Raw genomic sequence first — 21,583 nt, 5'->3', positions numbered from 1 at the left:
CATGGACCTGCTGGAACGCATCGGCACGCACTTCCAGGAGAGTGCGCAACTCAAGCTGGACGCCGCTGAACTGCTGGCTGGCCCCCTGGCCGAAGCCGTCGACCTGATGGTGGGCAGCCTGCTCTCCAATGGCAAGATCCTGGCTTGCGGTGTGGGCGGCTCGGCCGCCGACGCCCAGCACTTCGCCTCCAAGCTGGTCGGCCGCTTCGAGCGCGAGCGCCCCGAACTCGCCGCCATCGCGCTCGGCACCGACGGCGCGGTGGTGACCGCCAGCGGCAACGACCACGCCTTCGACGAAGTCTTCGCCAAACAGATCCGCGCCTTCGGTCAGTCGGGCGACGTCTTGCTGGCGATTGCCACCAGCGGCAATTCGCCCAGCGTGCTCAATGCGGTGCAGGCCGCGCATGACCGCGACATGCGCGTCGTGGCCCTGACCGGACGCGGTGGTGGCCGAATGGCTGAACAATTGCGCGGCGACGATGTCCATATCTGCGTGCCGCATGAACGCACGGCACGCATCCAGGAAGTCCATATCCTCGCCATCCACTGCCTGTGCGATGGCATCGACTGCATGTTGATGGGAGAAGAAGCGTGAAGAAGTTGAAACCGGTTCTCCAGTTGCTCGTTGCCGCGGGTCTCGGCATGAGCCTGCTGCAGGCGTGCGTACCGGTGGTCGCCACCGGCGTGGCCACTGGTGTATCCGCCAGCGTGGATCGCCGCAGCTACGGCGCCCAGGTCGAGGACACCAACCTCGAACTCAAGATCGCCAATACCCTGCGTGAACGCCTCGGCAACAAGGCCAGCATCGGCGTCACCTCGTACAACCGCTGGGTGCTGCTGACCGGCCAGGTGCAGGACGAAGCCACACGGGCCGAGGCCATCCGCTTGGCCGGCGCAGAGACCAACGTGCGTCGCGTGTTCTCCGAGACCGGCATTGCGGCCTCGCCCACTTTCGGCGTGTACTCCAACGACGCCTACGTCACCACCAAGGTCAAGGCCCGCCTGCTGGACACCCACGGCATTTCGGCGAGCAACGTCAAAGTGGTCACTGAGACGGGCACCACCTATCTGATGGGCCTGCTAACCGAAAGGGAAGCAGAACTCGCCACGCGCATCGCAGCCACTACGGCTGGAGTCCAGAAAGTGATCCAGGTCTTCGAGATCATCTCGGATGAGGATGCGCGCCGTCTCTCGCCGCCGCCCGCGCAGAGCGCGCCGGCCACCGACCCGCGCTACACAAACTAAGGCTCAGCGCGGCAGACGCAACAGGAAGCGCTTGCCGCGCCCAGCCGCCGGCGTCACCCTGCCCAGCAGGAGTTCCCCTCCCATGGCCTGCGCAAGGCGATGCGCCAGGACAAGACCCAGCCCGCGGTCCTTGAACGCCTGGCCATAGGCGGAGAAGGGCTCGAACACGGTATCCAGCGCCTCTGCGGGCAGGGCCTTGCCGCTGTCCCAGACCTCGATGCGCACACTGCCCGCCTCGCGCCGGCAGCCAATCACGATGCCCGCGCCCGCTTCGCTACTGGCCAGTGCATGCGCCAGCAGGCCATCGAGCAGACGCGCAAGCTGCGCCTCGTCGGCCCACACCTGCAGCCGGGTCGGCACATGGCGCAGATGAATCTCGCGTTCCTGCGCGGCATCCATGCGCTCCGCCACGCAGCGCTTGAGCACCAGCCCCAGCGCCACTTCCTGACGCTGCAACTGGACCTTGCCTGCCATCAGCCGAGCCAGGGCCATCACCGCCTCAAACAGCTCCGACAAGGACTCGGCCGCCTGCTCGATGCCCTGCACCAGCTTGGCGGAATCGCCAGGCAGCGGATGCGCGGCCAGGGTTGCCGAAAAGAGGGCAATGGCTTGCAAGGGTTGGCGCATGTCATGGCCGGCGGAGGACAGGAAGCTGGCCTCCTCGGACACCGGGGCTGCCTCACGCGACTCGGCGGCGGCAGGTGCCGCGACCGCTGGCTCGCGCTCATCGGCGGGCGGCGCCGAGGACGAGGACAATCGGGCCAGGCGGCGCAAGGCCATCACTCCGTAAGCCAGGCAGACCAGGAGCGCCAGAACCCAGAACCAGGAAATGAGACCCAGACCGCCCAGGCTGGCGAGCAGCCCAAGCGCGCAGATGAGGCCGCCGACCAGTGCCAGCCGCAAGCTGAGCAGTGATTGCGACAAGACCGGCGAGCGCCGCTCAGGCATCTTCGGCAGGCATCGACAAATCCAGCGTCTGCCCCACCAGGATGGCTTGCGAGCGCGTCGACACACCCAGCACGTGATACACCGATGTCAGGTGCATTTTCACGGTGCGTTCAGAAAGATCGAGCTTCTGCGCGATCTCCTTGTTGGACAGCCCTTCCATCAGGCAGCACAGCACCCGTTCCTGCTTGGGCGAAAGCTTGGGGCGCGCACGTTGTTCACCACCGTTGCGGCCGCGCTCACCCTGGTCGTCGAAGAAACGACGACCCGCCAGCAGCAGCTTCACCGCCTCGACCAGCGCAGCAGGCTGCATAGACTTGGAGAGGAAGCCCTCAACTTCGGCCTCGCGCGCGAGTTGGCGATAGATCGGCGCATCCTGGCCCGAAAACACCGCCACCGGCACGCCCGGCGCCTCACGCCGCAACAGGCTCAGCAGGCGCAGACCGTCGCTGTCGGGCAGTTTCAGGTCAAGCAGGATCAAGTGGAACTGCTTGCCGGCCCGCAGGGCACTCACCGCCTCTTGGGCAGACGCGGCACAGACAATCACGCCCCCGCTGAGCAGGGGTTCGAGCATGGCCGACAAGGCATGTTGCAACAGTGCATGATCATCGACCAGAAGGATGTTTCGGACGAACGGATTCATCGGCGGAGGCGAGGCTGACTGGAATGGCAGGCGAAAAGATTACCGCAATATTTGCTGCCCAACGAGGCATTTTTGACGCTTTTCCACACATGACATGTCAGCGATTTGCGGCCATGCGACGCAGAAGCCAGCGTACCGCGGCGCCGAACACAGGCAAACGCGCAAACAATTCGGACGCGCTGTCCCAGTAATCGAGATGCTCTGCCACCCTTCCTTCGCCATCCAGGCTCAGCCGGCTACAGCCCTGGATGCTGAACGCCCGGCCACGCAGGCGGAAATGGAAATCCCATACCAGCATCGCCGTTCCCGGGCCATGAAAGACATCGCTCACCTTAAAGCTGGGGCTCTCCAGCGTGTCGAACATATGCCGGAAAATGCGCTCGATCCGGGCCGGACCGCGCACATCGTTGAAAGGATCACGGAAGCGCGCAGCGGGCGCATAGAACTCTGGAAGGCGCGCGAGCGAATCTGGACTGAGGGTTTCGTACCAGGCGACCAGTCGCGCCACCCTGGCTTCCTGCGTGTTCTCCGAGGTGCAGGACGCGTTCATGCCTGCACCGTCCGTGCCACGAGTTTGAGATACGCCCATGCCGGCAACAGCTTCAGGCACTTCAGCAGCAGCGTGAAGCGACGCGGGAAGTGGATCTCGAACTTGCCACGTGCCAGGCCCGCCAGAATTCGCCGGGCCGCCTCGTCCGGCTCCATCAGCGCGGGCATGCGAAAGTCATTCTGCGCGGTCAACGGCGTGCGCACGAAGCCGGGGCTGACGAGGGTCACGCCAAGCCCCGCGCGCGCCACGTCCAGATACAAGGACTCGGCGAAGTTGATCAGTGCCGCCTTGCTGGGTCCGTAGGCCAGCGCCTTGGGCAGGCCGCGATAGCCCGCCACGCTGCCGACCAGCACGATGTGGCCCTGCCCTGCGCGCAGCATGCCGGGCAGCACGCAGGCGACGGCATCCATGATGCCCAGCAGGTTGGTACGCATCAGCGCATCGGCCCAGCCGGGCTGGATATCCTTCGCGGCCACTGGGGCATAGGTGCCTGCATTGAGGATGGCGACATCCACCCCACCCCACTCGGCCAGCAAGCGTGCATGTGCAGCCTGCAGTTGCTCGGCCTGCCCCACATCCAGGGGCAAGGCGAGCGCTCCCAGGCTGTCTGCCAGATCGGCCAGCCGTGCCGGGTTGCGTGCCGACAGCGCCAGCCTCGCGCCCTGCGCGGCCAACGCCTTGGCCAGCTCGGCACCAATGCCGGTGGAGCCGCCGAGCAGCCACACTCGGCGGCCACTCCAGTCGGTGATCGGAGGATTCATGGCCATGCTGGTATTTACCGTTTGGTGAAGGACAGCGTGACCTGACCAAGCTCGAAGCCGAACTTGCTCATGAACGAGCGGTTCAACATGACTTTGTCATCAATCAGGAACATCCAGTCGTCGAACTTGACGTGATAGACCTTGCCATCCACCGGCAGGGCCAGCACGTAGCGCCAGCGCAGGGCATTGCCGGAGACCTCGCCGACGGCCTCGCCCACCACGTCGTCCGCCCGCCCGCGCCAACTACCATCGGCCTGCTGGGTCAGCGTCCATACCCGGCGCTGGGTCGTGCCGTCCGAGTAGCGGAAGTGCTCGTCCAGGGTGCCGACCGGTCGCCCGTCCTCGAACTTCCAGCTTGTCTCGATCACCACATGGAAGCGCTTGATCACCTTGCCGGAACGATCCTGGAACATGCCCCAGGCATCCAGTGTGCCGCTGAAGTACTTGGGCAGCTCCAGCTTGGGCTCATCGGCCATGTAATCTTTCACATCCATGCTTGCGCATCCCGTCAAGGCGGCCAACAGAAACAGACACCACCAGCGTTTCATGATCCCTTGTGCTCCTCTATCCGATGTCTGAACGTCCATAGCAAGGCCACCGCTGCCAGCTTCAGCACGGCCGGCAGCAGGGCATAGACGATGGCCAACGCGAACAAGGGTTGGGCTTCGCGCGCACCGACCGTGTAGCCGAGCGCCTGCAACAACGGCAAGGCGAGGCCGGCGGCCAGCGCGAGATTCAGCTTGGACACCAGATTCCACCAGCCGAAGTAACTGCCAGCGCCCAGTTCCGCATCCTGCGCAACCTGATCGGCCAGCAGGGACGGCGGCATCGCCAGGTCCGCCCCCAGGGCCAGCCCGGAGAGCACGCACACCAGCCCATAGGCGAAAAGCTGCCCTTCGCCCAGGAAAGCTGCCCAGACGAAAGCGGCGGATGCCATCAGCATTCCCGCCAGCCAGGCATGCAGTCGACCGATGCGCCGTGCCAGGCTCACCCATACCGGCAAGCCACAGGCGGCCGCGATGAAGTACACCGCGAGAAAGATGCCGCTGAGGCGCTCGGCTTGCAGCACGTCGGCAATGAAGAACAGGACCAGGGTGGCAGGTATCGCCGCTGCGATGCCGCTCAATGCAAAAACGGCCAGCAGTGCGCGAAACCGGGGGCGGCGGAACACCCGCCACAGCACCGAGAGAACGGGCGCTTCGCCAGATCGCACGAGCGCCGCAGGCTGCATGCGGGGCAGGCCGGATGCGGCACCCAGCACGCCCAGCACCAACAAACCGGCGAACAACCAGGCGATGAGCCCCAAGCCCTCGGCCAGCGTCGGCGCGATCAGCCCCGGCAGGGCCGAGGCGAGTACGACACCCAGCAGAGCGAAGCCTTCACGACTGGCCGTCAGGCCGGTGCGCTGCTCGACGTTCTGGGCCAGTTCCGCCCCCCAGGCCTGGTGATTCACGCTGGCCACCGAATACGCCGAGTAGACGACAAAGAGGCTCAGCAGCAACCAGCCCGCGCCCGCCGTGGCGGGTGGGTTCATCAGGGCCGCAAAACCGAGCATGAGGAAAGGTGCTGCCAGGGCGATGAAGCGCAGACGGGCTGAACCCGCCGCCGGATGGCGATCCGCCCACCAGCCGATCACCGGGTCGATCAGCGCATCCCACAAACGGGCAAACAGCAGGATGCTGCCGATGGCGGCCAGGGACAAGGCGCCATGCTGTGCGTACAGCGCCGGGACATGCACGTAGATTGGCAGCGCGACGAATGCCAAGGGCATGCCAAGTCCGCCATAGGCCAGGACGGTTCGCCAGCTTGCCGGGCCACGCGACGCAGCAGGCAGGCACTCCAGCCGGGCGCTCATCAGCCAGCTCCGATCAGACGGGTGCGCAACTCGGCCGCGCGCGTCCGGGGGTCGAGCCAGATACCGAAGAAGGCACGTGCCAGCGCCGGGTCGCGCACCTCTCCCACAAAGCGACCGTCGTGGAACATGCTCATGCCCCGCCCAGGCTCATGCCGCCCGATCAGGGTCTCGCCTTTCTTCACGCTGGGCAGCACGCGGTCCAGCTCCTGGCGCCAGCGCGCCAGCGTCGCCTCGTCACGCGTACCGAGGCGGCGGATCTCGTCGATGGAGGTGGACACCAGCATCTCGCCCGAGAAATCGCGGGCGTAGGTCAGTTGCAGGGCGAACGCAGCGTCGACATCGAAACGCTCACCGGCGACCCACAGTTGTGCACGATAGAGGTTGAGGCCGAACCAGCGCATTTCGCCCGCTCCCAGTGGGCGCAGGCCCGGCAGCATCTGCTCCGCTCCACTCTCCTGCGCGTGCCCCAGCACCGGCAGCAGAAGACAGAGGCTCAGAAGGAGACGCCGCCGCCGGTTCATCTGCCCACCCCCGGGCTGTCGCCCTCGTGCGCGAAGAGGTACTGCAGCACGTCGGTGTTACGGGCGCGGAAGCCGGCTTCGCAGTACGCCAGGTAGAACTGCCACATGCGCATGAAACGGGCGTCGAAGCCCTGCGCCGCGACCTCCTTGGCAACCGCATTGAAGCGCTCCATCCAGTGCGCCAGCGTCTCTGCATAGTCGATGCCAAAGGCATGCTCGTCGAGCACATCGAGCCCGGCACGCTTGGCCTGCAGACGCACCTGCTGGGGCGACAGCAACATGCCGCCGGGGAAGATGTGGCGCTGGATGAAATCCACGTCACGACGGTAGTGGGCAAACAAGGCGTCATCGATCACGATGCCCTGCACCGCGATGCGCCCGCCGGGTCTGACGCAGGCCTTGAGTTGCGCGAAGTAGGAGGGCCAGTAGCGCTCGCCCACCGCCTCGATCATCTCGATCGAGACGATGTGGTCCCACTGGCCGGCCAGGTCGCGATAGTCACGCAACTCGAACACCGCGCGATCGGCGAAACCACCGCGCTCCGCGCGCTGCTGTGCCCAGGCGAGCTGGGACGGGGACAGGGTGATGCCGTGCACCTTGCAATCGAACTCGGTCGCCGCGACCTCGGCGAAACCGCCCCAGCCACAGCCTATCTCCAGGATGTGCTGGCCGGGCCGCGCGCCGATCTGCTGCAGCATGCGGCGGTACTTGGCGCGCTGGGCGTCTGCCAGGGCCTGGCCGGGCGTCTCGAACAGCGCGCTCGAATAGGTCATGGTCTCGTCCAGCCACAGGGCATAGAACTCGTTGCCCAGGTCGTAATGCGCCTCAATGTTGCGGCGTGCACCGCGGCGGGTGTTCATGCGCAGCAGGTGCCACAGGCGGTGCCCCAATACGCGCAGCACGTTGCCGTGGATGGCGCGCTCCAACTGGCGCCGGTTGCTGGCCAGCAAGGTGAGCAAGGCAGCAAGGTGGTCGGCCTGCCACAGACCCTCCATGTAGGCCTCGCCAAAGCCGATGCTGCCCTCGCCCAGGATGCGCTCGAACACCGACCAGTCGGTGACTTCCAGCGTGGCCGTCAGGGAGCCATCGCCCAGCAGGCATTGATCGCCATTGGGCAGGCGCAAGGAAATGCATCCGCCCTCGATGCGTTCCAGCATGCGGATCACGATGCGGGCGGCGGAGGGGATGCTGGCGGCGGCGCTGCGGCTGAGGGCGTCGGAACGGGTATTCATGTGGTCTCCTCTGCGGGCGGGAGCGGTCTGGAATGAAAACGGACTCGGCGCAGGGCCAGTCGCAGAGCCTGCCAATGGATGCGGACGATGACGCCTACGCTGAGCAGAGGGCAGCGTAGCAGCGCGCCCAGCAAGGCTCGACTGGTCAAAGGTCTGTCCTGGCCGGCCAGGCGGGTGGTGAGCTGCTTTACCCCTTCATCCCAGTAGTCGATGCCCACAGTGAGCTGGCTTCCGCGTCGTGTGAAGTGAAAGCGGTACTCGCCTTTCACCGGAAAGAAGGGCGACACATGGAAAACCTTCTGTGCCACCAGCACGTCGTCGGCTTCAATGGGGCGCTGGTCCGGATGCACGACCAGATAGTTATGGCGGTCGCCAAAGGTGTTGTTCACCTCGGCCAGCACCGCACGCAGCTTGCCGTCACGGTCGTGGCAGTACCAGAAGCTGACCGGGTTGAAGACGTAGCCGAACAGGCGCGGCACCGTTTGCAGCACCACCTCGCCATCGGCGCTGTCGACGCCATGGCGGGCCAGCAAGCCCCGGATCCAGGGCAGCAAGGGCGAGCCATCACGCGCGCCATGGTCCTTTTCGTAAAGGGCCAGCGGTGCCGCCCGATTGACCCGCAGCAGCGGTAGGTCGAGGGTCTGCAGGTGTGACAGGGGCACGCACAAGGTAAAGGCCGAGTAGGAGAAGCGATGCTCCACCGGCACGTGGCGCGCATGCATGACCGCCCCCAGGCTCAGGGCGGGCGTCATCGACAGGCTCTGGCTCACGCCGCCACCTCGTCGAGCTGCAGCGCGGCGGCACGCCAGGGTGCCACTGCACCGAGCATCGCAGCCACCTCCACCGCCGACGCGATACCGTCCTCATGGAAGCCGTAACGCGTCCAGGCGCCGCAGAACCAGGTGTGCTGACGGCCTTGCAGCATCGGCAGGTGTGCCTGGGCGTCGCGTGCGCGCAGGTCGAACACCGGGTGGTCGTAATCGAACTCGGCAATTACCTTGTCCGGCGCGGGCTCGATGAAGGGATTCAGCGAGACCACGACCGGGCGCTGGAAGGGCAGCGGCTGCAAGCGGTTCAGCAGGTAGGACACGCTCACCGGCTGGCGGTCGATTGCGCCTTCGCCGGCCAGGTAGTTCCAGGCCGACCAGGTGTTGCGCCGGCGCGGCAGCAGGCGTGTGTCGGTATGCAGGATGGCGCGGTTCGGTTGATACGGAATCGCGCCCAGCACGGCACGTTCCGCCGCCGTGGCGGACTCGCCCAGGATGCGCAGCGCCTGATCGCTATGGCAGGCCATCACCAGATGGTCGAAGTGCTCGGTACCACGCGTGCTGATGACCTCGACGCCCCGCTCACCGCGCTGCACGGCGTAGACCGGCGCATTGAGGCGCAGGTCCGGGATGCCGGCCAGCATGCGCTGGACGTACTCGCGCGAGCCGCCGCGCACCGTCATCCACTGGGGCCGGTCGAATACCTGCAGCAGGCCATGGTTGTGACAGAACTGAAGGAAGGTGGCCAGCGGATAGGCCAGCATCTGCTCGGTCGGGCAGGACCAGATCGCCGCCGCCATCGGCAACAGATACCAGGCCCGGAAACCCTCGCTGTAGCCCCCGCGTCGCAGGTATTCGCCCAGCGAGATGGCCGGTGCCGAATGCTCGCGCGCAAGCCTGGTCGTCTCTTCATTGAAGCGGCGGATATCCGACAGCATGCGCCAGAAAGCAGGGCGACCGAGATTGCGCTTCTGCGCGAACAGGGTGAAGAGATCGTCCCCGGCCCACTCCAGGTCGGGCTGCGACAGGCTCACCGAGAAGCTCATGTTGCTGGTGGCCACCGGTACATCCAGGGTTTCGAACAGGCCGACCAGGTTCGGATAGGTGCGCCGGTTGAATACCAGGAAGCCGGTGTCGACCGGTCCGGAGACGCCATCGACCTCGATGTCGACCGTATTGGCATGCCCACCTGCGTAAGCCCCCGCCTCGAAGAGCGTGACCTGATGCCGACGGCCCAGCAGCCAGGCCGCCGACAAGCCGGCGATACCGCCGCCGACCACCGCGATGCGCCGTGGCTGCTCGCCCGTGCCCGGCTGCGCCGGAAGTTCGCCCATCTTCATGTCAGCGCCTCCCCGGCTTCAGCATTCACGCCCTCGATCAGCGCGTAGGCGGAATGGTTGTGGATCGACTCAAAATTCTCCGATTCCACCGTCCACCGCGCGACGCGGGGCTCGGCCTTGAGCCGCAGTGCGATGTCGCGCACCAGGTCCTCGACGAACTTGGGATTGTCATAGGCGCGCTCGGTGACCCACTTCTCGTCCGGCCGCTTGAGCAGACCGAAGACTTCGCAGGAGGCCTCCTCCTCCGCCATGCGGACCAGGGTCTCCAGGCTCAGCCAGCCGCGCAACTGGACCGTGATGCTGATGTGCGAGCGCTGGTTGTGCGCGCCGTACTCCGAGATCTTCTTCGAGCAGGGGCACAGGCTGGTCACCGGCGTGACGACCTTGAGGGTGACTTCGCTCACTGCCTCGCCCGGGCGACGCTCCACCCGCAGCTCGGCATCCAGGTCCAGCAGGCTGGCCACGCCCGACACCGGCGCCAGCTTGCGCAGGAAGTAGGGGAAGCGCAGCTCGATGTAGCCGCTGCTCGCATCCAGGTGCACCAGCATCTCGTCGAGCAGGGCCGGCAAGTCCTGCATGCGCAGGGCGGCACGCTCGCGCTCCAGAATCTCGACGAAGCGCGACATGTGGGTGCCCTTCACCTCGGGCGCCAGGCCGACGTACATCGCCACGGTCGCCACAGTGGATTGGATCAGTCCTTCGTCCGACAGCAACTGCAGCGGGTAGCGCAAACCCTTGACCCCGACACGCTGGATGGCCAGCGCGCGCAGGTCAGGCGTGGCCTGGACGTCGGGCAGGAAAACAACTTTCTCGGGGGCGTTCATGGTCTCTCCAGGGGCGGGGCGGGCTCAGGGGTGCCACATGGCGGCCACGCCGTCATGCACAATCAACATCCTGTCCATGACAAACCGTTCCTGCTCGGCTTCGCGTGCATGCTGGATCACACCCCAGGTGGCGGTCGCCGCCATCACGGCGAACAGGCTGAGCAGCGCGGCCAGCCCAGGGCGGGACAGGACCCGTCCGGCACGGGGGAAAGACTGATGAGACTTCATGGCCATCTCCATTTGTCGTGGACAAAACTGAATAGTGATCTTAAATTAGAGCTCAACTCAATCAAAGTCAAGAGTTTGTCTTGGACAAAATGATTCAGACTGACAGACAAGAAGACCCTTACTTCAGCATTGCCGCCGTCGAGCGCGACACCGGGCTTGCCAAGGACACCTTGCGTGTATGGGAGCGTCGCTACGGCTTCCCCGTCCCGGCGCGCGATGCGCTGGGCGAGCGGCTGTACTCACGTGAGCAACTGGAGCTGCTGCGCCATGTGAAACGTCTGATAGACCAGGGCGCGCGCCCCGGCAAGTTGCTGGCCGATGGCCAGGCGGGCTTGCATGCCGCGCTGTCGGAGCAATCAGCGCGCCCCGCGCTGCCTGCCTGCCCCCAGTTCGATGAGTTGGTCGCCCTGCTGCGCGGTCACCACAGCGAAGCGCTGCGCAGCATCCTGCTCAAATGGCTGGGCAAACAAGGCTTGCAGCGTTTCGTGACCGACACCGTGGTTCCACTCAACATCGCGGTCGGCAATGCGTGGATGCAGGGCGAGATCGACGTGGCAGAGGAGCACCTCTACACCGAGCACATCCAGAACACGCTGCGCGCCGCGATCAATGCCCAGGCCAGCGGCGGTACGCGCCCGCGCATCCTGCTGACGACCTTTCCCGAAGAGCAGCACAGCCTGGGGCTTTTGATGGCGGAAGCCATGCTCGTTCCGGAAGGAGCGACCTGCATCTCGCTGGGCACCCAGACGCCGCTGGCCGACATTGCCAGCGCGGCTGCGCGTGGCGACATCGACATCGTGGCCCTGTCATTCAGCCCGGCCTACCCGCAACGACAAGCTCGCGAAGGCGTCGCCGCCCTGCTCCGCCTGCTGCCCCCACACATCAAACTGTGGGTGGGTTCGCGTCTGGAGAAGCTGTGCCCGCCAAACGACCCGCGCTGCATGGAGATGAGTGACATCGCGCAGACGCTGGAAGGGCTGGCGGAGTGGCGCCGCCGCCAAGGCTGAAGGCGCGGTTCAGGCCGTCGCGCAGAGACCGTCCGCCCGCGGGTCACAGGCGCCTTCGATGAGGCCATCGGCGTGCCACGAGACGGCGCCGGCGTGGCCCATCATGTCCTCGAAATCACCGACGATCTGGATGTCATGCCCGGCTGCGCGTAGCGCGTCGTATAGCGCGGGGGCGAAACGCGACTCCAGCTTGAGGTTGGTGGACTCCTCGCCCCAGGTGCGCCCCAACAACCAGCGCGGTGCCGTGACAGCGGCCTGGATGTCCTGACCGAACAGCACGTGGCGCGAGAACACGGCGGCCTGCGTCTGCGGCTGCCCTTCCCCACCCATGGTGCCGTAGGCGATGACGCGGCCATCCTTCAGTTGCGCCAGCGAAGGGTTCAGCGTGTGGAAGGGCAAGCGCCCCGGCAGCAAGGCATTGGGGCCGTCGTGCAGAGTGAAGCTCGCGCCACGGTTCTGCCACTGCACACCGCTCTCGGGCAGCACCACGCCGCTGCCGAACTCCCAATACACGCTCTGGATGTAGCTGACCACGTTGCCGTGGCGGTCGGCTGCGCCCATCCAGATCGTGTCGCCAGGCTTGGCGATCTCGGGCCAGGGCGCAGCACGCTGACTGTCGATGGCAGCGGCCTCGCGCGCCAGCACATCGGCATGCAGGAAGGCCTGGGCGTCCGCACTCATGTAGCGCGGATCGCCGCAGTGCGCATTGCGCCAGCGAAAAGCGCGCTTAGTCGCCTCCACCAAGCCGTGCACATGCGCAAAGGACTCGCCGTCCCGCACGCCCAGACGGTCGAAGATGCCGAGGATCGCCAGCGCGCTGACGCCCTGCGTGGGTGGCGGCTGGTTGAAGATGCGGCCGACGCCCAAATCCACGCACAGCGGTGTGACCTGTTCGGCCCGATAGGCCTCCAGGTCGGCCAGGCGCAGCGGGCTGCCCAGCGCCTCCAGGTCACGTGCCAGGCTGCGCGCCAGCTCGCCGCGATAGAAGTCATCCAGCCCGGCACGCACGAGCTGCTCCAGCGTGGCAGCGAGGCGCGGCTGCACCTGCGTATCCCCCAGTGCGGGAAGGCCCTGGGCGGCAAAAGTCTCGGCGAAGCCAGGCACGGCTTCCAGCTCATGCCATTTGCTGGCGGTGAGCTGGACCTGCGAACGCGTGATCGGCACGCCGACACGCGCGTGATGGATCGCATCCGCCAACAGACGCGCCACGGGCAGGTGGCCACCCAGGCGCGCCGCGACCTGCAGCGCCTGCGCCCAGCCGCCGATGGCGCCCGCCACCGTCAGCGCGGCACGCGGGCCGCGCGTGGGAATGCTCTTGTCCTGCGTGTAGAAGGCGCGGTCGGCCAGCCCGGCTGCCGGCCCGCAGGCACGGATCGCAATGGGCGGCTTGCCCGGCTCGGCGATCAGCCAGAAGCCGTCACCACCGATGCCGTTCATGTGCGGGTACACCACCGCGATACTCGCCGCCGCCGCGAGCATCGCCTCCACCGCATTGCCGCCTTCGCGCAGCACCGCCGCACCGCTCTGCGCGGCCAGGTGATGTGGTGCCGTAACCAAGCCGCCACGGGCCATCGTCGCTTTCAGCATGTCAGCTCCCGAATGCGCTCATGAACATCTTGATCGAGGTGATCAGCAGGAACAGCGCGAAGGCGCGCCGCAGCAGCGCCGGCGAAATCGCATGCGCGGCGCGCACGCCATGCGGCGCGGTCAGCATCGAGGCCGGCACGATCAGGGCGCAACCGATCAGGCTGCAGTAGCCCAGGCTCAGTGGCGGCAACAGTGGATTGCCCCAGCCAGTGGCGATGAAGCCCAGCACGCCCGGCACGCCGATCAGGATGCCCACGGCCGACGCGGTGCCCACGGCGCGCCGCACCTCCACGCCGAAAGCGCTCAGGATGGGCACCGACAGCGTGCCGCCGCCAATGCCCATCAGCACCGAGAACCAGCCGATGAACAGCCCGATGGGCGCACGCAGCAAGGGCGAAGCCGGCAAGGCCGGGGCGATGATCCAGTTGTCGCGGCGGAAGGCCATGTAGATCGCGACCACCAGGGCGACGATGGCGAAGATCAGGATCAGCGTGTGACCACTGGCCTTGCCACCAAACAGGCTGCCGGCCACCACGCCGACCAGGATCGCCGGCGCCAGCGCGCGCAGCAGGGCCGGGTCCAGCCCACCCTTGGCGTAGTGCGCACGCGCCGAGGTGATCGCGGTCGGGATGATGGTGGCCAGCGAGGTGCCGACGGCCAGGTGCATGCGGATCTCCTCCGCCACATTGAGCGCCGGGAACAGCATGTAGAGGATGGGCACCACGATGATGCCGCCGCCGACCCCCAACAGGCCGGCCAGGAAACCGGACACGCAGCCGGTCAGGAAGAGTGCGGCGGCGAACAGCGCCAGATGGGTGAAATCGATTGTCATGTATCAAGTGTCTTGTAGTTGCGATCGGCGCGTGCCTCAGTCCATCCAGGAGACGTGCGCCGCGACCACGCGCCAGCCCTCGGGCATGCGCACCCAGGTCTGCGTCTGGCGACCGACGCGGGCCACGCCTTCGCGCGTGAACTCGGTGCAGGCGGTGGCGAAGTCCTCACCGTAAGTCGTGATGACGGTGTTGCGCAAGCGGCGCATCAGGCCCTTGGAGGGGCGCGCCGCACGGAAGTCCTGAATCGCCGCATAGCCGTAGAGGTTCTCGGTCGCGCCATACCGCACGGTGAGCGGGCTGTCGCAGAAAAGCTCGTCGAGCACCGCCACGTCGTTGCCGGTCAGGGCGGCCTCATAGCGCGCGAAGGCCGCTTCGACCTCGGCAAGGATGTGGGGAAGGTTGATGCTTCGTTCATTCATGTGATTCGTCCGATCCTGATTCATGCCGTCGCCCCTGCGCAGGCAGGTGCCCAGTGACTTTGCCTTTCCTTCCGCACCTGCGCGCCGCGACCGAATGACGCTGGACTCCAGCCCCCGATCAGATCGAGGGCAGGCTCTGCGCAGGAATGACGGAGAGAGGGTTCGAAAGGGAGCCCGCCACTCAGTGCCCACCGAGATACGCCTTCGCCAGTGCCGGATCGGCCGCAATCTCGGCCGCTGTGCCACGCGCGACCACGCGGCCGCTCTCCAGCACGTAGGCACGGTCGGCCAGGGCCAGCGCGAGCGCCGCCATCTGGTCGACGAGCAGGATGGTCATGTTCTCGTTGCGCAGGCGATCCAGCGCCGCGAACAGCTCTTCGATGATCTTCGGCGCGAGCCCCAGCGAGGGTTCGTCGAGCAGCAGCACGCGCGGCTTCGCCATCAGCGCGCGGGCAATCGCGAGCATCTGCTGCTCCCCGCCCGACAGCAGGCCGGCGCGCTGGTGCAGGCGCTCGCGCAGGCGCGGGAAGCGCGTCAGCATCTCCTCCACGCGCTGCTCGCGCCCTCCCGGGTGCAGGAAGGCGCCGAGGCGGATGTTGTCCAGCACGCTCAGTTCGGGGAACACTTGGCGCCCCTCCGGCACCAGCACCAGGCCCTGGCCCACGATCTGCTCGGCGCGCAGCTCGGTCAGCTCCGCACCGGCCAGGTGGATGCCGCCCTGCAAGGGTTTGTGCAGGCCGCTGAGGCTGCGCATCAGCGTGGACTTGCCGGCGCCGTTGGCGCCCAGCAGCGCCACCATCTCGCCCTCGCGCACCTGCAGGTCCACCGCGTGCAGCACCGGCTCGGCACCGTAGCCAGTTGTGAGGCCGCCCACGCCCAGCACTTCCGCCGCATCACCGGCTACGCGGCGGGCAGCAGGCGCGGCCACCTGCACAGAGCCCGACTCGCCCAGGTAGGCACGGCGGACATCGGGGTGATGCTGGATCTCGACCGGCGTGCCTTGCGCCAGCAACTGGCCCGCATCCAGCACCACGATGTGGTCCGACACCTCCATCACCAGCGCCATGTCGTGCTCGACCAGCAGCACGCCGATACCAGCCTCGGCAATCCGCCGCAGCAAGGCACCGAGCTGCGCCTTGTCCTCGCGAGACAGGCCGGCCGCGGGCTCGTCCAGCAACAGCACCTCCGGGTCCGTTGCAAGCGCCCGCGCGATCTCGACCAGGCGACGATCGACATGCGCCAGCCCCGCAGCCTGGATACCGAGCTCACCCTGATAACCACACCAGCGCAACAAAGCAGCCGCACGCTCACGCGCAGCCGGCGCACTGACGGCACGACGCGACAGCAAGCCCCCCAGGCGACCGCGCGGCAGGGCCAAGGCCACGTTGTCCAACACCGTCAGCGAGCCGAAGAGCTGCGAGGTCTGGTAGCTGCGCGCCACCCCACTGCGCGCCGCGCGCCACGCGCCACGCCCTTGCAAAGCCGCATCCTGCAGCAGGCAGCGGCCCAGCGTCGGGGTGTAGAAACCCGAAAGCATGTTCAGCACCGTGCTCTTGCCGGCACCGTTCGGCCCGATCAGGCTGGTCACCCGCCCCGGCTGTGCAGCAAAGCTCAGTGCGCTGACCGCACGCACGCCGCCGAAGATCATCGACAAGGCGTCCGCATGCAGGGGCTTGCGCGGCCGCGCCGGCAGGCTGATCTGCGGCGCGTCGACCGACATCGTTCCCTTGCCCGCCCAGCCAAGCCGGCGCATCGCGGCGGCATGCAGGGACGCGAGCAAGCCGACCATGCCGCCGGGTGCCGCCCACAACACAAGCAGCAACAGCACGCCAAAGAACAGCAGGCGATATTCCTCCAGGCTGGACAACAGCTCTGGCAGGACCCCCACGATGATGGCGCCGACGATAGGACCTGCCAGCGTGCCCGAGCCGCCGATCATGACCACCAGCACGAACAGGATGGACTGGATGAAGGCAAAGCTGCTGGGCGTCACGAAGCCCGAGAGCGGTGCATAGAGCCCGCCTGCCAGGCCCGCCAGCAGGGCCGACACCGCAAAGGCCACGGTTTTCACCACCAGCGGATTGAGGCCGATGGACTCGGCAGCGGTCTCGCTGTCGCGCACCGCACGCAAGGCCGCGCCCCAACTGCCGCGCGACAAGAGCTGGTAGCCCAGCAGGGCCACCGCCGCTGTCAGCACGGCCAAGGCGGCCACCGCACGCTCGCCGCGCAACAGCTCGCCCAAGGCCGGCGCAGCGATGCCCATGATGCCGTTCTGCCCGCCGGTGAGATCGCGCAGCTCGACCGCGCTGTGCTCGACGATGAAGCCGAAAGCGATGGTGATCATGGCGAGATAAGGCCCCTTGGCGCGCAGTGCCGGCAAGGCCAGCAGCGCACCCACCGCGCAGCTCAGCGCCGCTGCGACCGGCCAGGCGGCCCAGAAACTCCAGCCCGCCCGGGTCGTCAGCACCGCCACCACGTAGGCGCCCAGCGCATAGAAGCCGACATGGCCGAAGGAGACCTGCCCGCTCATGCCCATCAACACGTTGAGGCCGATGCCCACGATGGCCAGCAGCGCGACATTGGCCAGCACGAACACGTAGTAGCCGTTGAGGGTGGCGGCCAGCACCAGCGCGGCCGTGAAACCGATCAGCGCGAGCACCAGCCGCGCGAGGCCGCCATCGTTGCGGCCGGTGATGACATTTGAATTGAATGACATGGCGGGTAGGGGAAGGGTTTGATCCAGGCTGCTCATACCTTGCGCACCTCGGCGCGGCCGAACAGGCCATTGGGGCGCAGCGCCAGCGCCACGATGACCAGCGAGAAGCTGATGATCTGGGTGTAGCCCGAGCCCAGCGTGGCGGTGACCAGGGCCTCCACGCCCCCAAAGATCAGCCCGGCCAGCATCACGCCCCAGGCGCTGGAGATACCGCCCAGGATGGCGACCGCGAAGGCCTTGAGACCGAACAGCGTGCCCATGTCGGCATGTACGTTCATCAAGGGGGCGATCAACACGCCGGCGATGCCGGCGAACAGGGTCGACAGCGCGAAGGCGAGCATCACCACGCGCCGGATCGGTATGCCCATCAGGCGCGCCGCGTCGCGGTTCTGCACCACCGCCAGCATGGCCGTGCCCCAGCGGGTACGCCGCGCCACGAAGTGCAGCACCGCCGCGAGGGCCAGACCGATGACGGGGATCAGCAGTTGCAGCGGATACACGCCCAGGCCCAGCCCACCCAGTTCGATCGGCGTCTGCGCCAGCACCGAGGGCAGCGAGCGTGGCTCCTTGCCGAAGGAGAACATGACCAGGTTGTCGAGCACGATGCCCAGCGCCACCGTCGACATCAGCCAGGCATCCGAGCCCCGACTGGCGAAAGGACGCACCGCAACGAACTCAACCAGCAGGCCATACAGCGCGCACAGCATCAGCGCCAGCACGATGGCCAGCAGCATCGGCCAGCCCAGCAACTTGGCGAACGCAAAGGTCAGCACCGCGCCCAGCATCATCGAACTGCCCTGCGCGAAGTTGACCGTGCCGGACACGGCGTAAGTGACATGGAAGCCCAGCGCCATGAGGCCATACATGGCTCCCAGGCCAAGGCCGGAAATCAGGGCGGAGAGGAGGAGCATCGGATTGCCTTGGTATTCGTGATAGCCGGAACGTAGGGCGGAACGCGCAGCGGTTCCGCCGGTCGTGACCATGCGAAGCCTGACTGGAGCCGCCTGCCGGCGGCCGGCGGAACCTCCTGCGGAGTTCCGCCCTACGTACTGAGCGGAGAAATCGCATCAGGGCGGAGCGAGCGCCCTGCTGGCTAGGCGGCTTGCGCAGAGCAGTGCAGTTGCACGGCGAGCAAGCCAACAACGCCAGCGGGGCGCGCAGCCCGCCCTGGTGCGATTTCTTACTTGCTGGTCATACCGACCGGCAGGATGTAGTCGTCAATGAAGTAGGCCCATACGTAGTCATTCTCGTTGAGCGCGTCATGCACCTCGGGAGTGAAGGGCTTCACGTAGGTCTTGATCAGGCCTTCGTAGCGGTCGATCTTGTAGAAGCCCTGGCGCACCGCATCGCCGTCCGTGGAGCCGGCCTTGGCGATCGCCTGCGCGGCGAGGTGCAGGCCGTCATAGGCATTGGCCACGCCGACCGCCGGCGTGATGTCATCCACGCCCTTGATGTCCGGGTACTTGGCCATCAGGGTCTTGATCAGCTTCTCGCCGACCGGGTTCTGCTTGCCGAAGAAGCTGTAGGTCTGCACGAAGTGCACGTTCTTCGCATTCGGGCCGGCCAGTTCGGTGAAGCGGCCACCCGCCGGGCCCCAGTGCGACACCACCGGCACCTTCCAGCCCATGCGGTCCAGCGACTTCACGACCTGAGCCGAGGGACCCACGTTGCCGACCATGAACAGCACGTCGGCACCGGCCGCCTTGAGGCGCGTCAGTTGCGGCACCACGTCCACATCATTGGCCTCGAACTTCTCGACGCCGACCGCCTTCATGCCCTTGGCCGTCAGCGCGGCGGTGAGGCCCTTCTCGTTGGATTCACCCCAGGCGTTGTTCACCAGGATCATGCCGGGCTTGGCTGCCTTGAAGGTCTTCTGCGCGTAGGCCAGCATGCCGCGGTCGACGATCTCGTCCACCGCCGACACGCGGAAGGCAAAGTTCGGGTTGGCGCCATTCTTGGTCACCGGCGTACCGGCCGCCCACGGCCCCATGAAGGGCACCTTCTCCTGGTTGGCCATCTGCACGATGGCCACCGACACCGGCGTATCCAGGCCGCCGAACAGAACCGCCACCTTCTCCTTGTAGATCAGCTCGCGCGCCGCGGTCACGCCCTTGGCCGGGTTGCCCTCATCGTCGCGCCGCACCAGCTCCAGCTTGCGCCCGCCCAGCAATCCGCCCTTGGCATTGATCTCCTCGATGGCGACGGTCATGCCGCGCGTGATGGCCTCGCCCGCCAGCGCAGACTGGCCGGACAAGGCCGTCACCAGGCCGATCTTGATCGGGTCGGCCGCCAGCGCGGACGGCAGGCTCAGACAGCTCGCGGCCGCCAGCGCGGCAGCCAGGACGGTACGTCGGGTAGTACGGGTCATGACGAATCTCCAGTGTGCGGGACAAGAACAGGCCACATGGCCACGGAACAACCCAACGCAGGAAACATGCCAGATGTTATCAATGTAGAAACAACATTGCAGACGCTTGTAAAAGCTAATTGTCTACAATCTGGCACGCACTATGCTCACATGTAAAAGCACGCCTCGTTGGCGATTGTTCGCACAGATTTAGTGCAAAAACGGAGAATCCACGATGAATCCTGCTTCAAAACCGGGCATGGGCAGTAGCGAAGAGATCGGCCGCCGCGCCGGCGAACTGGTCGAAGAGTTCCTGCGCGTGATCATGATTCCGGACCCGGAGGGCGCCCGCGCCTTCACCGCGCCCGACATGCGCATCCTGTTTACGGGTGGGCGCAAGATGGCGGAACCCGCCGAGTGCAGCGCCTTCAACGCCAGCCGCTATGCCTGGGTCAAGAAACGCTTCGAGCGCACCGACGTGGTCGCCGGCGCGACCGCCGATGAAGCCATCGTCTACAACATCGGCACGCTCTACGGCGCCTGGCTGGACGGCACCCCTTTCGAGGGCAATCGCTACGTCGATCGCTACGTGGTGCGCCAGGGCAAGATCGTAGACATGCAGGTGTGGAACGACAGCGCGGAGTGGCTGCTGGTGCGCGCCGGCCTCGCCCAGGCCTGGCCCTCCCCCATGGGGGCCGCGGCATGAGTGCGCCTCCCCTGGCCCGGCTGCCCGACAGTGGCCGCTTCGCCTATAGCCCGATCACGCGGCGCCCGGACTACAGCTGGCCCGGTGGCGCACGGCTCGCCGTCTATCTCGGTTTCAACATCGAACACTTTGCATTCGGGGAAGGGCTGGGCGCCTGCATCGGCCCGGTCTCGCCGCAGCCGGATGTGCTCAATTACAGTTGGCGCGAGTACGGCAACCGCGTCGGCGCCTGGCGCTGCCTGGAACTGTTCAAGCAGCTCGGCTTGCCAACCGGCGCGTTGATCAACACCGCCCTCTACGAGCACTGTCCCGAGCTGGTGGAGGCCTTCGCTGCACGCGGCGATGAGCTGATTGGTCATGGCCATAGCAACGCGATGCGCCAGGCCGAGCTGGATGAAGCCGGCGAAGCCGGGCTGCTCGCCACCTGCCGCGAACACATCGCACGCCATAGCGGGATCGCGCCCAGCGGCTGGTTGTCACCCTGGATTTCAGAAAGTCGCCTGACCCCCGACCTGCTCGCCGAAACGGGCTATCGCTACACGCTCAACTGGTGCCACGACGACCAGCCGGTCGCGATGCAGACACGCAGCGGAAAGCGGCTGTGGGCCATCCCCTACCCGCAGGAGGTCAACGACATCCCGATGATCATCGCGCGCCAGATGGACGGCAAGGACTTCGCCCAGCTCGTGGTCGACAACTTCGACGAGATGCGCGAGCAGTCCCGCCACCAGCCGCTGGTGATGGGCATCGCCTTGCATCCCTACCTCGTCGGCCAGCCCTACCGCCTGCGTCACCTGCGCCGCGCGCTGGAACACATCGCCGCCGCACGCGACGCCGGCGATGTCTGGATCACCACGCCAGGGGCAATCTGCCGACATGTCGACGAGCTGTTTCCAGTTTGAATGAGATGCACGCCACTCTTCAATTGCCAGCAGCCGCCTTGCTCACACTGCCGCGCTCGTCGTCCCTGCGCAGGCAGGGACCCAGCGACTTTGCTTTTCCCTCTGCACTTGCGGGCTGCATCGAAAGACACTGGAGTCCTGCCTGCGCAGGAATG

Annotated in this window: 23 protein-coding genes; 5 read left to right on the top strand and 18 right to left on the bottom strand. The window is 66.5% G+C overall.

All coding sequences use genetic code 11. The annotated features are described in order from the left end of the window. The first annotated feature begins 1 nt into the window (after window position 1). Together NMB43_RS04895 and NMB43_RS04890 are read left to right on the top strand one after the other, a co-directional pair. A complete protein-coding gene (locus tag NMB43_RS04895) occupies window positions 2-595 on the top strand; it encodes a phosphoheptose isomerase (RefSeq protein WP_494351035.1) in 594 nt (197 codons plus the stop codon). Then, entirely contained in the window at window positions 592-1,245 is a 654-nt protein-coding gene (locus NMB43_RS04890) for a BON domain-containing protein (protein ID WP_494351034.1), read from the top strand. Before NMB43_RS04895 ends, NMB43_RS04890 begins: the two co-directional genes overlap by 4 nt. Before the next feature lie 3 nt (window positions 1,246-1,248). On the opposite strand, the gene NMB43_RS04885 is transcribed toward NMB43_RS04890, so the two are convergent. The 12 genes from NMB43_RS04885 to NMB43_RS04830 form a co-directional block, all read right to left on the bottom strand. Beyond that, window positions 1,249-2,193 (bottom strand): sensor histidine kinase, encoded by a 945-nt coding sequence (locus tag NMB43_RS04885; protein ID WP_494351033.1) that lies wholly within the window; start codon window positions 2,191-2,193, stop codon window positions 1,249-1,251. Then, on the bottom strand, window positions 2,186-2,833 hold the full coding sequence (locus NMB43_RS04880; RefSeq protein ID WP_494351032.1) for a response regulator transcription factor: 648 nt from the start codon (window positions 2,831-2,833) through the stop codon (window positions 2,186-2,188). Before NMB43_RS04880 ends, NMB43_RS04885 begins: the two co-directional genes overlap by 8 nt. Before the next feature lie 97 nt (window positions 2,834-2,930). Further along, window positions 2,931-3,383 (bottom strand): nuclear transport factor 2 family protein, encoded by a 453-nt coding sequence (locus tag NMB43_RS04875; RefSeq protein ID WP_494351031.1) that lies wholly within the window; start codon window positions 3,381-3,383, stop codon window positions 2,931-2,933. Continuing rightward, window positions 3,380-4,150: an SDR family NAD(P)-dependent oxidoreductase gene (locus NMB43_RS04870; protein ID WP_494351030.1), complete on the bottom strand. Its 771-nt coding sequence runs from the start codon at window positions 4,148-4,150 to the stop codon at window positions 3,380-3,382. The genes NMB43_RS04875 and NMB43_RS04870 overlap by 4 nt, the downstream gene beginning before the upstream one ends. A gap of 8 nt (window positions 4,151-4,158) precedes the next feature. Beyond that, window positions 4,159-4,638 carry a DUF3833 domain-containing protein gene (locus NMB43_RS04865; protein WP_494351029.1) on the bottom strand — a complete coding sequence of 160 codons (480 nt, stop codon included), beginning with the start codon at window positions 4,636-4,638 and terminating at the stop codon, window positions 4,159-4,161. A 50-nt stretch (window positions 4,639-4,688) separates the two neighbouring features. Next, the gene (locus NMB43_RS04860; RefSeq protein WP_494351028.1) at window positions 4,689-5,999 is read right to left on the bottom strand and encodes an MFS transporter; all 1,311 of its coding nucleotides are present in this window, start codon (window positions 5,997-5,999) and stop codon (window positions 4,689-4,691) included. Continuing rightward, entirely contained in the window at window positions 5,999-6,436 is a 438-nt protein-coding gene (locus NMB43_RS04855) for a chalcone isomerase family protein (RefSeq protein WP_494351027.1), read from the bottom strand. Before NMB43_RS04855 ends, NMB43_RS04860 begins: the two co-directional genes overlap by 1 nt. Before the next feature lie 80 nt (window positions 6,437-6,516). After that, window positions 6,517-7,752: a class I SAM-dependent methyltransferase gene (locus NMB43_RS04850; protein WP_494351026.1), complete on the bottom strand. Its 1,236-nt coding sequence runs from the start codon at window positions 7,750-7,752 to the stop codon at window positions 6,517-6,519. Further along, the gene (locus NMB43_RS04845) at window positions 7,749-8,522 is read right to left on the bottom strand and encodes a DUF1365 domain-containing protein (protein WP_494351025.1); all 774 of its coding nucleotides are present in this window, start codon (window positions 8,520-8,522) and stop codon (window positions 7,749-7,751) included. The genes NMB43_RS04850 and NMB43_RS04845 overlap by 4 nt, the downstream gene beginning before the upstream one ends. Beyond that, window positions 8,519-9,859, bottom strand: coding sequence for an NAD(P)/FAD-dependent oxidoreductase (locus NMB43_RS04840; protein ID WP_494351024.1), 1,341 nt, complete (start codon window positions 9,857-9,859; stop codon window positions 8,519-8,521). Before NMB43_RS04840 ends, NMB43_RS04845 begins: the two co-directional genes overlap by 4 nt. Further along, the gene (gene folE2, locus NMB43_RS04835) at window positions 9,856-10,683 is read right to left on the bottom strand and encodes a GTP cyclohydrolase FolE2 (protein ID WP_494351023.1); all 828 of its coding nucleotides are present in this window, start codon (window positions 10,681-10,683) and stop codon (window positions 9,856-9,858) included. The genes NMB43_RS04840 and folE2 overlap by 4 nt, the downstream gene beginning before the upstream one ends. Window positions 10,684-10,707: 24 nt before the next feature. Further along, a complete protein-coding gene (locus tag NMB43_RS04830; protein WP_494351022.1) occupies window positions 10,708-10,911 on the bottom strand; it encodes a hypothetical protein in 204 nt (67 codons plus the stop codon). Between the two features lie 89 nt (window positions 10,912-11,000). Between NMB43_RS04830 and NMB43_RS04825 the strand changes: the two genes are divergently transcribed. Beyond that, window positions 11,001-11,918: a MerR family transcriptional regulator gene (locus NMB43_RS04825; protein ID WP_494352114.1), complete on the top strand. Its 918-nt coding sequence runs from the start codon at window positions 11,001-11,003 to the stop codon at window positions 11,916-11,918. 9 nt (window positions 11,919-11,927) lie between these two features. Here NMB43_RS04825 and NMB43_RS04820 read toward each other — a convergent pair whose 3' ends face one another. The 6 genes from NMB43_RS04820 to NMB43_RS04795 all read right to left on the bottom strand — a co-directional run bounded on the left by NMB43_RS04820 (window position 11,928) and on the right by NMB43_RS04795 (window position 19,841). Continuing rightward, the gene (locus tag NMB43_RS04820; protein ID WP_494351021.1) at window positions 11,928-13,505 is read right to left on the bottom strand and encodes a gamma-glutamyltransferase family protein; all 1,578 of its coding nucleotides are present in this window, start codon (window positions 13,503-13,505) and stop codon (window positions 11,928-11,930) included. A 1-nt stretch (window position 13,506) separates the two neighbouring features. Then, a complete protein-coding gene (locus NMB43_RS04815; RefSeq protein ID WP_494351020.1) occupies window positions 13,507-14,337 on the bottom strand; it encodes a sulfite exporter TauE/SafE family protein in 831 nt (276 codons plus the stop codon). A gap of 36 nt (window positions 14,338-14,373) precedes the next feature. Continuing rightward, window positions 14,374-14,757, bottom strand: coding sequence for an oxalurate catabolism protein HpxZ (hpxZ, locus tag NMB43_RS04810; RefSeq protein ID WP_494351019.1), 384 nt, complete (start codon window positions 14,755-14,757; stop codon window positions 14,374-14,376). A 181-nt stretch (window positions 14,758-14,938) separates the two neighbouring features. Then, a complete protein-coding gene (locus NMB43_RS04805; RefSeq protein ID WP_494351018.1) occupies window positions 14,939-17,473 on the bottom strand; it encodes a branched-chain amino acid ABC transporter ATP-binding protein/permease in 2,535 nt (844 codons plus the stop codon). A gap of 32 nt (window positions 17,474-17,505) precedes the next feature. Next, the gene (locus NMB43_RS04800; protein WP_494351017.1) at window positions 17,506-18,384 is read right to left on the bottom strand and encodes a branched-chain amino acid ABC transporter permease; all 879 of its coding nucleotides are present in this window, start codon (window positions 18,382-18,384) and stop codon (window positions 17,506-17,508) included. Window positions 18,385-18,653: 269 nt separating this feature from the next. Next, window positions 18,654-19,841 carry an ABC transporter substrate-binding protein gene (locus NMB43_RS04795; RefSeq protein WP_494351016.1) on the bottom strand — a complete coding sequence of 396 codons (1,188 nt, stop codon included), beginning with the start codon at window positions 19,839-19,841 and terminating at the stop codon, window positions 18,654-18,656. Window positions 19,842-20,055: 214 nt separating this feature from the next. Between NMB43_RS04795 and NMB43_RS04790 the strand changes: the two genes are divergently transcribed. Further along, window positions 20,056-20,526, top strand: a complete 471-nt coding sequence (locus NMB43_RS04790) for a nuclear transport factor 2-like protein (protein WP_494351015.1) — start codon at window positions 20,056-20,058, stop codon at window positions 20,524-20,526. Continuing rightward, on the top strand, window positions 20,523-21,428 hold the full coding sequence (locus NMB43_RS04785; RefSeq protein ID WP_494351014.1) for a polysaccharide deacetylase family protein: 906 nt from the start codon (window positions 20,523-20,525) through the stop codon (window positions 21,426-21,428). Before NMB43_RS04790 ends, NMB43_RS04785 begins: the two co-directional genes overlap by 4 nt. The last annotated feature ends 155 nt before the right edge of the window (window positions 21,429-21,583 follow it).

The organism is Uliginosibacterium sangjuense (genome assembly GCF_059132465.1).
This window is presented reverse-complemented; position numbering and strand designations above follow the sequence as displayed.